Raw genomic sequence first — 13,768 nt, forward strand, 5'->3', positions numbered from 1 at the left:
CTTATGAGTATTAAAAAGGGTGAATGGGAAAAACTTTTTAGAAATCCAGTGTTAATAGTTCTTATAGGTATTTTCTTAATATACAATTTTATTTTAATTAAGGATAATTCCTATATAAAAGAGGGGTTAGAGGAAACTAATAAGCTAATAAGTCAGGTTGGATATAAAGTAGACGAGAATATGCTTAAAAAGTTAGAAAATATGTATGATGAGAAGATGAAGGATTTAAATGAGCTTACAGAAAGAAAACTTCATAAAACCTTTGAATCTATGGATGAATTTTTAGCTAATAAGGATTTTCATAATTGGACTTATGAGGAAAAAGTATTTTCAAAGGAGGATATGGATTTAATAAATCAGTTAAGTGCAATTAATTTATATAAAAATATAACTCCAGAGTTTATTCATAGAATAGAAAGCTTAGATTCTGAAAAAATGGCTGAAAGTAACATAAATAAGTATGGGTTTAAAGGAGAAGCCGCTAATTTAGTTAGAAAAAATTATGAAGATTTAGGGAAAAGACTTCAAGAGTTAAAAAGTAATGGAGAACATAAAAATTTATTTTTCTTTGGAGAAAGTTATAGAACTCAAAATTTATTATATAAAAAAGTAATTGGAGCTTGCTTAATTGAAATTATGATACTTGTAGTATTAGGAGTAGTTTTTTTAATAAATTATGAGAGAGAAAATAAAACTCTAGGATTAGTTTCTGCTACAAAAAGAGGGCGTAATCTTATTAAAGATAAGGCTATAGTTGGACTTATGTATTCAATATTAGTTGCAATAATCATCTTAGTAATTACTCTAATTGTATATTTTAGTGTGTTTGATTATAGTAAGATTTGGAATGTTCCAATTAGTAGTGCTTTAAATTGGGAAGTAGGTCCTCATATATCTTGGTATAACCTTACAGTTTTACAAAACTTACTTCTTTCCATAGGAGTTGTTTTAATAATATCACTTATTTCAGGGGGAATAAGTTTATCCTTATGTCTTTTTCTAAAGAGTAGTTATAAAGCTTTTTTTGCCTTTTTTATACTTTTTGGAGGATTATTTATGCTGCCAGGATTATTTAGTATGAGTTCAAAACTAGTTATATGGTCATATTTTAACATATTTGTTTTAACCTTAAATCCACAAAAATGGTTTGCAGAGGCTGGAGCACTACTAACTTCAAAATATTATATAGAAGGAACATTAATAAGTAATGGAATTATTGTAACTATAATTTCCTTAATTTTAATAAAAAGATTTAAGAAGGTAGATATATTATAAGGGAAAAATATTAATTTAAGTGAAGAGGTAAAATATGAGAATAATAATTAATGAAATAAAGAAACTTTTTAATTTAAAAATTCTATTGATTCTTGGATTAATAGTTTTTATAATATGGAAAATATTTATAAGTTTTTGGATAGAAGTTTTTCCAAATGGTTCAGACACACCAACTTTTAATTTAAGCGTAGAAATGCTTAAAGATTATGGAACAACAATGGATGAAAAGGAATTTGAAGATTTTAAGGAAAAGTCAGCTTTAAGAGAAAAAGAGGCAGACGAATATTTAAAGGGAGATAAAGAGGCACAAGAACTTGGAATAAAATCATATAGAGAGCTAAGAGAAAGTTTAGATAAGGGAAAAACTGATGAAAAGGTTGATGAGCTTCATTCAAAAATATATTTTGAGGATAATGTATATTTATTTTGGGAGATGGGAACTAGAGAGTCTATAATATTGTCATATGAAGATTATTTAAATAGACACTATGGATTAGATAGCAGTGAAACCAATAGGTACAAAAGGTTAGAAGAACTTGAAAAAGGTGAGCAACCAAAATCTGTTTTAAGTTATGTTACTTTTTTAAATTATGATTCCTTAATAACTAATTTTTCAATACTTGTTGTGGTGACCTTAGCTTTTATAATATCACCAATATTTTTAAGAGATGAAAAAAATAAAGTAAACCTTCTTCAGTATTCATCAAAAACTGGAAGAAAGATGGGGAGTAAAAAAGTTATTTCAGCTATGATAACTGCTTTTGGAATAAGTACTTTGGAGTTAATAGGGCTATTTTTAATGTATATTCCTAATGATACATTGCAATTTTGGAATTGTAGCATAAATTCTAAATTTAATTATATGGTTTCTTGGTTTGATTTAACTTTTGGACAATATATAATGTTAACTATTCTAGTTATATATATAATAACTTTTGTGGTAACTAGCGTATCATTATTTGTAAGTAGTAAAGTTAAAAGTTATGTGGCATTAATAGGAGTACAAGTGCCTATTTTAGGAGCTTTAATAATGTTTTTAGATAATATAGGACTAAATCATATGACCACAATAAATTATCCTAAATATATTCCTTTAATTGCTTATGTAGTATTTATTATAATTTCAATACTTTTAATAATTAACTTATCAAAAAATGAAAAGAATAGGGATGTTTTAAATTAGTATAAATAGTAAAGAGATAAGGAAGCATTAAAGTAAAAAAGTCTGTAGCAAGAATATATTGCTACAGACTTTTTGTTTTTGAAAAATTATGAAAGTGATAAATACCTATGAATATGCTTAATAAATAAAGATTTAGATAATTATTAAGCTTAAATATATAAATAATATATTCTTATTAGATGGATAAAAAATACAATATTTTTATACTTCAAATACTGTATTTTCAACCTCTGGATTTCCTATATAAAGTCTCATTGCCACTAGTGGAATATAAAGTATAAATATTTGAGAAAAAGCTGTTATCTCTAAATATAATGGTATGTCAAAGACTTTATTTATGGAGCTAAAGGAATAGATTATTGCACCAGTTAATATAACTCCCATAGATGTTACACAAATATAGTTAAAGTGTTTTAAGTTTTCTCTATTCCTTATATTATAATCTGTATATAGATTATATAAGAGAATTCCTAAGACTATAAAGACATATAAATATGACCATTTAAAGTAAGAATTAAATTTATTAAGGGCCCAATTTATAAACTCAAGATTTACATAATCATAAAGTTCATTATGGATTCTTAAGTTATTTAAAAATATACTTTTTATTAGAAATGAAGTAATTATTCCAATTAATATTAAGAAAGAGGATAAAGTTAAAAATAATTTTTGTTTTACTAAGCTTTTTCCTCTACCTAAGAAAATACTTATTGCAATTATTAGAAAGAAAGATAAATACAGAATAATAAGCACCTCCAATGCTTTTAAGTTTACATATTAATTATAACTTAAATTCTAATAAATTACAAATTTTGGAAATGAAAAGCTATAGTATAGTAGATTTTTTAATTAATCAAACTATACTATAGCTTTTTATTTTTTATAGTCTGTGTTTGTTAGCACAAATAAATTATACTATGTTTAAATTAATGTTTATTTCTAAATATAGATTAAAGAACATTTTAATAAGAAAAAAGTTTCAGGCTGATTTTACTTTTTATTATTTTTAAAAACTACAATTAGATTTAATATAAAAATAATAAGGCTCATAATAGATATTAATAAAAGTCTGTTATTCCAAGTAGTCCATCCTAAAGCATTATTATCTGCTAGTACTCCTTGAAATACATGGCCAGAAAGCATTGCTAAAACACAAAAAGTATTCATACTTAAATCAAATATTTGAAGGGTTTTTCTACTAGAATTATTAAGATTTAATTTCTTATTTATATAAATTGCTTTAGTAAAGTTTAAGGTTATAACAATAAAGAGAACAATATAAGTAAAAAATATTAGATGAAAATAAGACATAACATCATCTAAAGGACTAATTTCTAACATAATTATTTCCTCCTTTTATAAAAATATATTGTTTTATAAATTTTTAATACCAAGGATAGATTTGTTTATAAAGATTTTGAGAAAAATGTTTTTATAGGAGGTTAGTTTTTATTTTTTATAAAGCGTTCTTTTAAAAGAATAAATGTGTTAATGATAATATATATAATTAGGATGTTTGATATTAATCCTAATATGCTAGTTGAAGTAGAGGATAGGAGTGTGATACTATCTTGTGGAAACTCATATGTTGTAAAATATTTTACTGGATATCCCCAAGTTTTAAAGCCAGAAGGGCTTAATTCACAGGGGGTTATAAAGGTTAAAAGTAAGCTTATCCAAGCAGCTTGGTTAAGAATTTTAAAGTTAATTCTTTCTTTCATAAAATCCTCCTATATTATGAATTTTAATAATAATATAACATGAAAAATTTGTATTATAATTTATAATTAGTAAATTTTTGTTTAATAAATTTAACTATTAAGAAAAAGTGTTGATAATTGAAGGATTTATTTATATAATGTAATTAAGTAGAGATTTAAAATCTACTTTTGAAATAGGTGCAGTGATGCTTAATAGGGAATTTAGTGTAAAACTAAAGCTGCCCCCAGCAACTGTAAATGACTTCGACTTAACGATATACCACTGTGATCAATCATGGGAAGGTGTTAAGAAGATATAGTTATGAGCCAGGAGACCTGCCTAATTCAAAGCGAATAGTTTATCTTTCTGGGGAAAGAGACAAGTGATTGAAATTTTATCATACTGAAGAGGAATAGAGCCATATTAATAAAGTTCTGACTATTTATGAGTTAGTTTATTTAAATTAAGATTTAAGTTAATTATGGTAAGCTACAATGAGGTGGCTTGAATTAGTATGATTAAAATATAGAGATTCATCAATTAACTTGTAGAGATTTTCCTAGATAGGTATTCAAAGTGAGTATCTATCTTTTATTTTTGGGTAATTTAAGCTAGGATTGCTCAAAAATAACATCAGAAAGCAAATCCAAAACAGGTAAAAATCTCAATGGTGAGTAAGGTGCTTTAAGAAGTACCAAGGTTCAAAGAGGAATCAAAAATTAAATTAAGTTGTTTTAAAGGCTAATATAAATAAAAAGTCTTACTAACAAAGAGGTTAGTAAATAGAGTAGGATACTCTAAAGTAAGCAACTTAAAAATATTTAAGAGTTATATGATAGAGGAATTAAAAGTTAAATTAACTTGTGCTTAAAAAGACTTTTAATTAAAATCATATAACTCTTTTTTATTGTACTTTTAAAGTAATTAAAAGATGATTTATAATTTCTTTTAATGTAAATTATTAAGAATTCTTTTTTATATAAATTTTAAAAATAGACATGATTTATTATCTATAGAAATAATACTTTTTATAAAATAAAAATCTCTAGTTTATAGCTAGAGATTTTTTTCTGCCAAAACTTAAATGCATAGATTATTTTTATATGTGAGATTCCGTCAAAACTTAAATGTTTACTTATGTTCATGTTTTTTTGAGCTTGCAGCTACTAAAGCTATACCACCTACAATAATCGCTACTAATATAACATAATTAAGATAAATCACTATGTTACCTAACATATATCTCACTCTCCTAAATCTATATTTTATTTTAAGTATTAACAATTTAATTATAATTTTCTTTATAGATAGTATCAAATTTTCAAGCTTGTACAAAAAGTGAAAAATAAAATATTTTTAGTTATATTTTAAGTTTATTTATAAGAAAAGTTTAGATTTATTATTAATTGATAAATTTATAACCTGTATTTTAAAAAGTTGCAATATTTAATATATAGTATTTTTGTTCAAAGGAACAATGACATAGAGAAATAAAAAGGAAAATTTTTAAATATTTTTTATATTGAAATATTTATAGAGTAAGGAGCTTTTTTTGTAAATTTAAAAAATAAGAACATATAGAAAATGGCTATTTGAAAGGTGGTATGACCAATTTCAATTGTCGAAATCGAATTAGATAATAGAGTACATAAATAAAATGAATATTTTAACGAAATTAAAAGTTAGAAGAGAATAATGTTAAAAAATAATTTGTTACTGTAATATACGTAACAATTTGTTAATTTTAGAACATTGTTAAATTAAAGAGGGAGTGGTAACATTTATAAGTAAAATAAAGTATTAATTTATATTGTATATATTGTTGAGTGAGTAAATGAAAAGCTATTCAGTGGGAGGAATAGCTTTTCTTTTTTTCAAAACAAATAGCTTATAGGTTTAAGAATCTCTTTGAAAGAGAGGTATTCTCCTTAATTAAATGAAGTGACAATAATTTTGAGAGAATTAAAGTTGATTGACTAATTAATTACACTTTTAATAATCGTAAGATATAGGCTATTAAATCTTAAACCTATAAGCTTAAAAAAGTAAGTAGTTATGAAGAAGGAATGAAATACTCCTTCTTCATGAATTATTATTTGCTTAATTTAAATTTATATTCAAATATGCAATTAATTTATTTAAATTTGTATCTTATTATCCAAATTATCCAAAACATGAGAAATATAAAAAAAAAGCAATGGTAATGAATGGATTTAAAGGATAATGAATGAATTTAAAAGAATTTATTAAATGAAAATTGTGGTAAATAGTGGTATTATATAAAGGCGATTGCAATTTTATATTTTTTAGTATTGGTGTTTAAACTAGAAGGGGGAAAATATTTTTGGTGATAATTTTTATGGGAATAGTTATGTTTATTAGTGGGCTTATTTGTAAAAAGCTTCATGATGACTATGAGGAATATCCCAATCTTTTTGTAGGGTATAAACTAAAGTATGCAATGAGAAATGAAGAAACATGGGAAGAGGCTAATAATTATATTTTAAAGCCATGTGTTTTTGTATTTATATTCTCAATAATATTCACTTTGATAATTAGATTTTTTAATTTAGAAATTTCTGATATAGGGTATATCTTGGTGGGTATATTAATTTTAGTTAGTCCTATAATTTGTACTGAAATTCATATAAGAAGATTCAATAAAACTAAAGAAATTTAGTTTTATAATAATATATAACTATTAATTTTTTCAAAAGGGAATGTATCAAAATAGCTTTTATTATATTTTGATACATTCCTTTTTTTATAACTTTAAATTAAGTATGAGAAAATATTAATTTAAGGAGATAATTATAGAATTTAATTATAATAAGGAGTTTTTATGGAATTTTTGAAGTTGTGTTGAATTATATATTAAAGAAATTAAATTTTCGTTTTATTGAAGGAGTTGAGAAAATGAGAATATTAATGTTAGATTTAGACACTTTAAGAGCAGATCATTTAGGTTGCTATGGATATGAAAGAAATACATCTCCTAATATAGATAGTGTTTCAAGGGAGGGTATAACTTTTGATAATTATTATTGTTCAGATGCACCATGTCTTCCTTCAAGGGCTGCACTTATGTCAGGAAGATTTGGAATACATACTGGTGTTGTAAATCATGGAGGAGTTTGTGCTGATTTCAGAATAGATGGGGATAATAGAGGTTTCAATGATAGAATGGCATTTAATAGCCTTCCTATGTTTTTAAGAAGTGAAGGGTTTTATACAGCTTCTATAAGTACTTTTGCTGAGAGACATAGTGCTTGGTGGTTTAATGCTGGGTTTAATGAGCTTCATAACGTAGGTGGATGTGGAGCAGAGTCAGCAGAAGAAGTAACTCCAACTGTCTTAAAATGGATAGAAGATAATTGCGATAAAGATAACTGGTTCCTTCATGTAAACTATTGGGATGCACATACTCCTTATAGAACTCCAGATACTTATGAAAATCCCTTTGAAGGAGATGGTTTAAAGAGATGGATAAGTGAGGAAAGATTTAATGAACATCGTAACAATAAAATTGGACCACATGGAGCTAGAGAAATAGGAATGTATAATAGTGATACATCACCAAGATTTCCAAAACATATGGGAGAAATTAAAAATTATGATGATCTTATAAAATTCTTTGATCAATATGATTCAGGAATAAATTATATGGATTCTCATATTGGACAAATACTCAATTTATTAAAAGATAAGGGATTATACGAAGACCTTGCTATTATAATAACATCAGATCATGGGGAGGCAATAGGTGAATTTGGTATGTATGCAGAGCACGGAACTGCTGATTATGCAACTACTAAAATACCAATGATAATAAAGTGGCCTGGAGCTATGAAAAATTACAGAGATGATGGATTCCATTATAATTTAGATTTAGTACCAACTTTAGCTGAGTTATTTAATAAGGAAAAGAAAGAGTACTGGGATGGTAGAAGCTATGCACAAAGTATTTTAAATGGAGAAGATACAGGAAGAGATTATTTGGTTTTAGGGCAATGTGCTCATGTGTGCCAAAGAGCTGTAAGATTTAAAGATTATATTTATATTAGAACTTATCATGATGGATACCACTTATTTCCAAAGGAAATGCTTTTTAATGTAGAGGATAATCCTCACGAAATAAGAAATTTAGCAGAGATAAGAAAAGAACTATGCATGGAAGGAGCATATCTTCTTCAACAGTGGCATGATGAAATGATGATGAGTAGTGAAAGTGATGTTGATCCCCTTTGGACTGTAATAAGAGAGGGAGGACCATATCATGCTAAAGGTCATTTAAAAGAGTACTGTAAAAGATTAGAGCAAACAGGAAGAGGATGGGCAGTTCCAGAACTTAAGAGAAGACATCCAGAGGAATTTAAATAGAAAATAAAAATATAATTTTTAGTAGGGCATATAAAGAAATTTTATTATAAATTTAATAAGCTTAAATATTATGGGTTAGATATATTAAAAAACTTATAAATAGATTTAGAGTTTAAAAAATATAAGCTCTTTATCTATTTATAAGTTTTATTTATATGTGTAGTTATTTATGTATAGGTTATTTTATTTATTTTAAAAACTATTAGAGGCTCTTAATGGTAAAAAGAGCTAGTCCATTTTTAGAGTAATTTTTATTTGCTAAAACAAGGTTTAGATTTATCTTTAAAATACTTTCTTATACGTAAGAAATAGTATGTAAAGAATATAATACTATATAATATTATTTCAAAAAGTTTCTTATCAAATTTTGGTATGTATAAAAGCATTATATGTATGTACATTAAACCATAAAATAAATATGCTGACCTTTGAATCTTTTTCCATGTTTTATAGTTCATTTTTTTTCTTACACATTGGAATGAAGTGATCATTAAAGGAATCATTAAGCATATCATGATTAAACTTAATAAAGTTGCAAAAAACTTATAATAAGTTAAAGAATGTGGGTTAGTAAAGAATGTAGGGAAATAATATATTCCATATAAAATATTATGACCTAAGGTTAAGATACAAGCGATTATTGAAAGTTCGCCTCTTATAGCCATTAGGTTTTTCTTATATTTAAATGAATTACTTAAAGCTCCAGTGTACATTACTATAGTAAATAAAGCTAAGGAAAAAGTACTTTTAGAGAATACTCCTATGGTGTATTTACTTATGTGTTTAGGAATATAGTTATGTAGATCGGTTTTCATAAATACTATGAAAAATACAACTATTAAAGTAGCTATTATGTAGAGTATTGAAGAATATTTTTTTATTTCTTTATAAAAAACAATACTCAAGACTGTTGTTATTAATAATGAAATTATAAGTAGCATTATTATGTCTTCCTTTCTATTATTGATAATCAATTTCAATTAGATTATATATGCAAGTTTGAATTTAGTCAACAAAAAGTTCATTTTTATAACAATTTATTTTTATTTATCATAAAATAATCTTTTTAGTAGGATATTTGATTTTAATGTGGAATTATATAGGAAACACCTATTTTTAGTATGAGAGGGGAATAAAGATGAGAGTTAAATTAGTTGGATTAAATGAGGAAATGTTAGAAGCTGTCAATGGATTAGAAGAACTAATTGATTTTCAGCTTTATAATGAGAAGGGGAGTAATAATGAAAATTTAGAAATTATAAATGTTTCTAAGCTTCCTGAAGAATCAGAAAATGTAATAGAAGTCCTTAGAGGAAAAAATAATGAAATAAGATATAAGAAAAAACATCACTTTTTTAGGGCATTTAGTTTATATCTTCAATTTCTTAAAAAGGGAGAGGAGAGTTTTAGAAAAAGTGAAAAAAGTTATATTGATTCAGTAGGAGCAATGATAGATGCCTCAAGAAATGCTGTCTATAGAGTTTCTGAGGTTAAAAAGATATTAGGATATATGGCATTAATGGGACATAATAGGTGTATGCTTTATACTGAAGATACTTATGAGATTGAGGGTTATCCATACTTTGGTTATATGAGAGGAAGATATACCAAAGAGGAATTAAGGGAAATTGATGATTATGGATACTCTTTAGGTATAGAGGTTGTACCTTGTATTCAAACTTTAGCTCACTTAAAACAAACTTTAAGATGGCCTTATGGGGAAGGGGTGAAAGACACTCAAGATGTACTTTTAGTAGGAGAGGAAAAGACTTATAAGTTTATAGAGGCAATGATTTCTTCTTTAAGAGAGTGCTTTAGAAGTAAAAATATTCATATAGGTATGGATGAGGCTTTTGATTTAGGAAGAGGCCATTATTTAACTAAACATGGACATGTTCCTCACCAAGAGCTCATGGTAGAGCATTTAAATAAGGTTAATGAAATAGCAAAAAAATATGATTTTAAGCCAATGATTTGGGATGATATGTTTTTAAGATGTGGAGCTCCAGATGGTGGATATTACGATTTAGATATAGTTATAACTCCTGAAATAGCAAATAATATTCCAGAGGAAGTTTCCTTAGTTTATTGGGATTATTATAATTCTGATGAAGAAAAATATAAGAAGCTTTTAGATATTAGAGATGATTTTAATAATAATATTATCTTTGCAGGAGGATGCTGGAGGTGGAGTGGATTTGCTCCAAACTATTCAAAGACCTTTGAAACAACAAATGCTGCCTTAAATCAATGTAAGGCTAAAGGAATAAAAGAAGTCTTTGCAACGGCTTGGGGAGATGATGGATCAGAAACGCCAATATATTCAATAATAGTAGGTCTTATATTATTTGGAGAGCATGGCTATTATAACAAGGTAGAGAAAGAATGGATAGATGAAAGATGCAAATCTTTAACAGGGCTTAGCATGGAGGACTTTACTTCTTTAGAAGAATTAGATCTTGTTCCATCAGTTAAAATTCCTAATATGGAGGTTTGTAATCCTTCAAAATATATAGCTTACCAAGATTTGCTTTTAGGAGCCTTTGATAAGCATTTAGAGGGGCTAGACTTAGAAGAACATTATATTAATCTTTCTAAAAAATATGAGGAAATAGGAGAGAAAAGTGAGAGGTTTAAATTAATGTTTACTATGTATTCTAAACTTGCTGCTTACCTTTCAGTTAAAAGTGAAATAGGATTAGAAATAAGAAAAGCTTATCTAGAAAAGGATAAGGATGCATTAAGGCTTATAGCATATAACTTTATTCCAGAAATACAAGAAAAGCTAAAGAGTTTTCATAAGAGTTTTAGGGATCTATGGTATAAAGAATGTAAAGGACAAGGCTTTGAAGTTATGGATATTAGACTTGGTGGAGTTATGGCAAGATGCGATTCTGCTATGTATAGAATAAAAGCTTATCTTAAAGGAAATATTGATAAAATAGAAGAGCTAGAAGAGGAAAGACTTTATTTTTCTGAACATTTTGGGGGAGATGATTGTAAGCTTATATGTTGCAATGAATATCAAAAAATAGCAACACAAAATATTTTAAGTTGGTAATAAGTTTGTATGTTATAAAATTTACAAATATAAGCAATAGATAAAATAATTAATTGGAGATGTTATGAGATGAAAAAAATTATTAATCTTATTAGAAATAATATTCTTTAAAAATAGGGCTATTTAGGCTTTATAAATTTAAGGAGGAGTTTTTTAGTTGAATACCTTTATTAGGTTGTATGAAGGGTTAGAGCCTTTTATAATGAGTATCTTATTAGTTATATTTTTGATTTTTGTAAATAAATATTTCAAGTGGAAAATAGGGAAAAAGTAAGTAAGGTGAAATATAGGGAAGGATTATTAAATGGAAAATAAAAATATTAAGTTGATTTTAGTAGCATTAGGATCCTTTATGCTTGTGTTACTTCAAACAGAGATGTTTCAAAGATCTTTGGAAATTTTTAGCTTTATTGGATTAAGTGTAATAGGAGATATAATTCTTTTATTAAGTTCTATTTTATCCTTTGTAGGCTTTGTGATTTTTGCTTTTACATCTTTTAAAATTATAAGAAATAATATTAAATAAAAATAGATGGCTATACCTGAAGTTTCTTAGAAGGGGGAAATATAAGGTATAGCCATCTTTAATTTAAAAAGGCATATAGAAAATTTGAGAAATTAAGACTTTTAGGAGGTGATGAACATCAATCACAAAAATGAAGTCTTAACTTCTATAAGGATACACCCTTATGTTTCCCTTAAAAAAATCTTTTATACTAAATATTTGAAAGGATAATTTGGGGGTTAATAAGAGTCTTATGAAAGAGATTATAATTTAAGTAATAAAATTTTAGTAACCTTAATTTCAGTAATTGATCTGCATAAATAAAGAATGAAATAAATAAAAATTTTTATTTGACAATAATTATTATTAGGAGTAAAATGGTTTGCATAGGAACAAAGAGTTTTCATGCGAACCATTTTAAGGTGGGTTGCATCTAATAAAATAAAATTATTTTGTAGGAGATGAAAATTATGGACGGAATTAAAAAATTTACTCCAAGAGTTAGTAAGAGAATTTTACTTTTTATAGCAGGATTAGTATGGGGATTTGCAGGATTTAGAGTATTTACTTTAGGGTTTGGAGATGTTATGTCACATCACGGAAACTTAATCATAACAATCATTTTTGCAGCAGTTATATTTTTTGTGTTTTTTAAATTTATATTTAGTAAAATGTTTAAGAAACATACAACAAGAATAGTAAATAGTAAACTTGATAAACATTGTGTATTTTCCTTCTTTGATTTTAAGAGTTATCTTATAATGGGATTTATGATTTTCTTTGGAATTTCAGTTAGAAACTTAGGAATATTTAATCCAGTTTATTTAGGCGATTTTTATATGGGATTAGGAGCAGCACTATTTATGGCTGGCGTATATTTCTTTGTAGGATTCTTCACCTTTGATAATTTAAAAGTAAAATATAAAATTAGCTAATTTAGTATAAAGGTATTAAATGGTGCATAAAGTTTAGAAGACTTTATGTACCATTAATTTTATAGGTAGAATCTTTTATATATTTTTCATAGGACTTAGATCCCCTGGAGAAATATAATTTGAAATTTATTTTTTAGAAAAGAGGGACTTATATGAATTATGATTCATTTGAAATAGCTATGCTGATAAAGGAAATTTATTCAAGTACCATGGGGAAAGTAAGTGAAGGACTTAAAGAAAGTGGACTTACTCACCAACAAATAACAGTGATTAAACTTATAGCTCATAAGGGAAAGGTTACAGTTAAGGAACTTTGTGATGAAATGTCCTTAGCTAAGGGAACTGTGTCAGGAATAGTGTCAAGACTTGAAAATATGGGGTATGTGGAGAAGTTTAAGGATGAAAAGGATAAGAGAAATACATATATAGTTTTCTCTAAAAAAGGAGTAGACTTTGCAAAAACTTTTAGGTGTGATATAAATAATAGCTTTGATAGTGTATTTGAAAACTTTACCCATGAAGAGGTTAATGAAATAAGAGAGGTACTTTTAAAGCTTAGGGATAAGATAAAGTAATACTTAGTTATTTAGAAGAACTTAATTAATTATTATGGTATATGGTGTCTCTGCTATTTTTAAAGTCTTTTTAGAATTAAAAATGGTTAAAATATGGTTTGTAACTATAATGTTGTTGATATATAATAGTTGAAGGTTATTTAAAAATAAAGG

General features: G+C 26.0%; 12 protein-coding genes and 1 riboswitch. Of the genes, 8 read left to right on the plus strand and 4 right to left on the minus strand.

Annotation, left to right across the window (positions count from 1 at the left end):
- Positions 1–3 precede the first annotated feature (3 nt).
- Positions 4–1,275: an ABC transporter permease subunit gene (locus CPF_RS05380; protein WP_011590562.1), complete on the plus strand. Its 1,272-nt coding sequence runs from the start codon at positions 4–6 to the stop codon at positions 1,273–1,275.
- 34 nt (positions 1,276–1,309) lie between these two features.
- Complete coding sequence (locus tag CPF_RS05385; RefSeq protein ID WP_011590563.1) at positions 1,310–2,458, plus strand: hypothetical protein; 1,149 nt, start codon at positions 1,310–1,312, stop codon at positions 2,456–2,458.
- Positions 2,459–2,659: 201 nt separating this feature from the next.
- On the opposite strand, the gene CPF_RS15215 is transcribed toward CPF_RS05385, so the two are convergent.
- The 3 genes from CPF_RS15215 to CPF_RS14875 form a co-directional block, all read right to left on the minus strand.
- A complete protein-coding gene (locus tag CPF_RS15215) occupies positions 2,660–3,211 on the minus strand; it encodes a hypothetical protein (protein WP_011590564.1) in 552 nt (183 codons plus the stop codon).
- A 237-nt stretch (positions 3,212–3,448) separates the two neighbouring features.
- On the minus strand, positions 3,449–3,799 hold the full coding sequence (locus CPF_RS05395) for a hypothetical protein (protein ID WP_011590565.1): 351 nt from the start codon (positions 3,797–3,799) through the stop codon (positions 3,449–3,451).
- Positions 3,800–3,900: 101 nt separating this feature from the next.
- The gene (locus CPF_RS14875; protein ID WP_158301052.1) at positions 3,901–4,179 is read right to left on the minus strand and encodes a hypothetical protein; all 279 of its coding nucleotides are present in this window, start codon (positions 4,177–4,179) and stop codon (positions 3,901–3,903) included.
- Between the two features lie 158 nt (positions 4,180–4,337).
- Positions 4,338–4,517: riboswitch (cobalamin riboswitch) on the plus strand.
- A gap of 1,989 nt (positions 4,518–6,506) precedes the next feature.
- Between CPF_RS14875 and CPF_RS05405 the strand changes: the two genes are divergently transcribed.
- Both CPF_RS05405 and CPF_RS05410 read left to right on the plus strand, forming a co-directional pair.
- Positions 6,507–6,839, plus strand: a complete 333-nt coding sequence (locus CPF_RS05405; RefSeq protein ID WP_233419473.1) for an SdpI family protein — start codon at positions 6,507–6,509, stop codon at positions 6,837–6,839.
- 236 nt (positions 6,840–7,075) lie between these two features.
- Positions 7,076–8,539, plus strand: coding sequence for a sulfatase (locus CPF_RS05410; protein WP_011590568.1), 1,464 nt, complete (start codon positions 7,076–7,078; stop codon positions 8,537–8,539).
- Between the two features lie 251 nt (positions 8,540–8,790).
- Here the strand turns inward: CPF_RS05410 and CPF_RS05415 are convergent, their stop codons facing one another.
- Positions 8,791–9,480 carry a ferric reductase-like transmembrane domain-containing protein gene (locus tag CPF_RS05415; RefSeq protein ID WP_011590569.1) on the minus strand — a complete coding sequence of 230 codons (690 nt, stop codon included), beginning with the start codon at positions 9,478–9,480 and terminating at the stop codon, positions 8,791–8,793.
- Between the two features lie 197 nt (positions 9,481–9,677).
- On the opposite strand from CPF_RS05415, the gene CPF_RS05420 reads away from it, so the two are divergent.
- The 4 genes from CPF_RS05420 to CPF_RS05435 all read left to right on the plus strand — a co-directional run bounded on the left by CPF_RS05420 (position 9,678) and on the right by CPF_RS05435 (position 13,615).
- Positions 9,678–11,600: a beta-N-acetylhexosaminidase gene (locus CPF_RS05420; RefSeq protein ID WP_011590570.1), complete on the plus strand. Its 1,923-nt coding sequence runs from the start codon at positions 9,678–9,680 to the stop codon at positions 11,598–11,600.
- A gap of 304 nt (positions 11,601–11,904) precedes the next feature.
- Entirely contained in the window at positions 11,905–12,126 is a 222-nt protein-coding gene (locus CPF_RS05425) for a hypothetical protein (RefSeq protein ID WP_003456362.1), read from the plus strand.
- Between the two features lie 449 nt (positions 12,127–12,575).
- Entirely contained in the window at positions 12,576–13,040 is a 465-nt protein-coding gene (locus CPF_RS05430; RefSeq protein ID WP_003451945.1) for a hypothetical protein, read from the plus strand.
- A 152-nt stretch (positions 13,041–13,192) separates the two neighbouring features.
- On the plus strand, positions 13,193–13,615 hold the full coding sequence (locus CPF_RS05435) for a MarR family winged helix-turn-helix transcriptional regulator (protein ID WP_011590571.1): 423 nt from the start codon (positions 13,193–13,195) through the stop codon (positions 13,613–13,615).
- The last annotated feature ends 153 nt before the right edge of the window (positions 13,616–13,768 follow it).

Source organism: Clostridium perfringens ATCC 13124, from assembly GCF_000013285.1.
Classification (GTDB): Bacteria; Bacillota; Clostridia; order Clostridiales; family Clostridiaceae; genus Sarcina; species Sarcina perfringens.

Excerpts from the sequence above, each read along its gene's own strand:
- CPF_RS05410 (WP_011590568.1), top strand. The coding sequence starts at position 7,076 with ATGAGAATATTAATGTTAGATTTAGACACTTTAAGAGCAGATCATTTA.
- CPF_RS14875 (WP_158301052.1), bottom strand. The coding sequence starts at position 4,179 with ATGAAAGAAAGAATTAACTTTAAAATTCTTAACCAAGCTGCTTGGATA.
- CPF_RS05430 (WP_003451945.1), top strand. The coding sequence starts at position 12,576 with ATGGACGGAATTAAAAAATTTACTCCAAGAGTTAGTAAGAGAATTTTA.
- CPF_RS05380 (WP_011590562.1), top strand. The coding sequence starts at position 4 with ATGAGTATTAAAAAGGGTGAATGGGAAAAACTTTTTAGAAATCCAGTG.
- CPF_RS05395 (WP_011590565.1), bottom strand. The coding sequence starts at position 3,799 with ATGTTAGAAATTAGTCCTTTAGATGATGTTATGTCTTATTTTCATCTA.
- CPF_RS05435 (WP_011590571.1), top strand. The coding sequence starts at position 13,193 with ATGAATTATGATTCATTTGAAATAGCTATGCTGATAAAGGAAATTTAT.
- CPF_RS05420 (WP_011590570.1), top strand. The coding sequence starts at position 9,678 with ATGAGAGTTAAATTAGTTGGATTAAATGAGGAAATGTTAGAAGCTGTC.
- CPF_RS05415 (WP_011590569.1), bottom strand. The coding sequence starts at position 9,480 with ATGCTACTTATAATTTCATTATTAATAACAACAGTCTTGAGTATTGTT.
- CPF_RS05385 (WP_011590563.1), top strand. The coding sequence starts at position 1,310 with ATGAGAATAATAATTAATGAAATAAAGAAACTTTTTAATTTAAAAATT.
- CPF_RS05425 (WP_003456362.1), top strand. The coding sequence starts at position 11,905 with ATGGAAAATAAAAATATTAAGTTGATTTTAGTAGCATTAGGATCCTTT.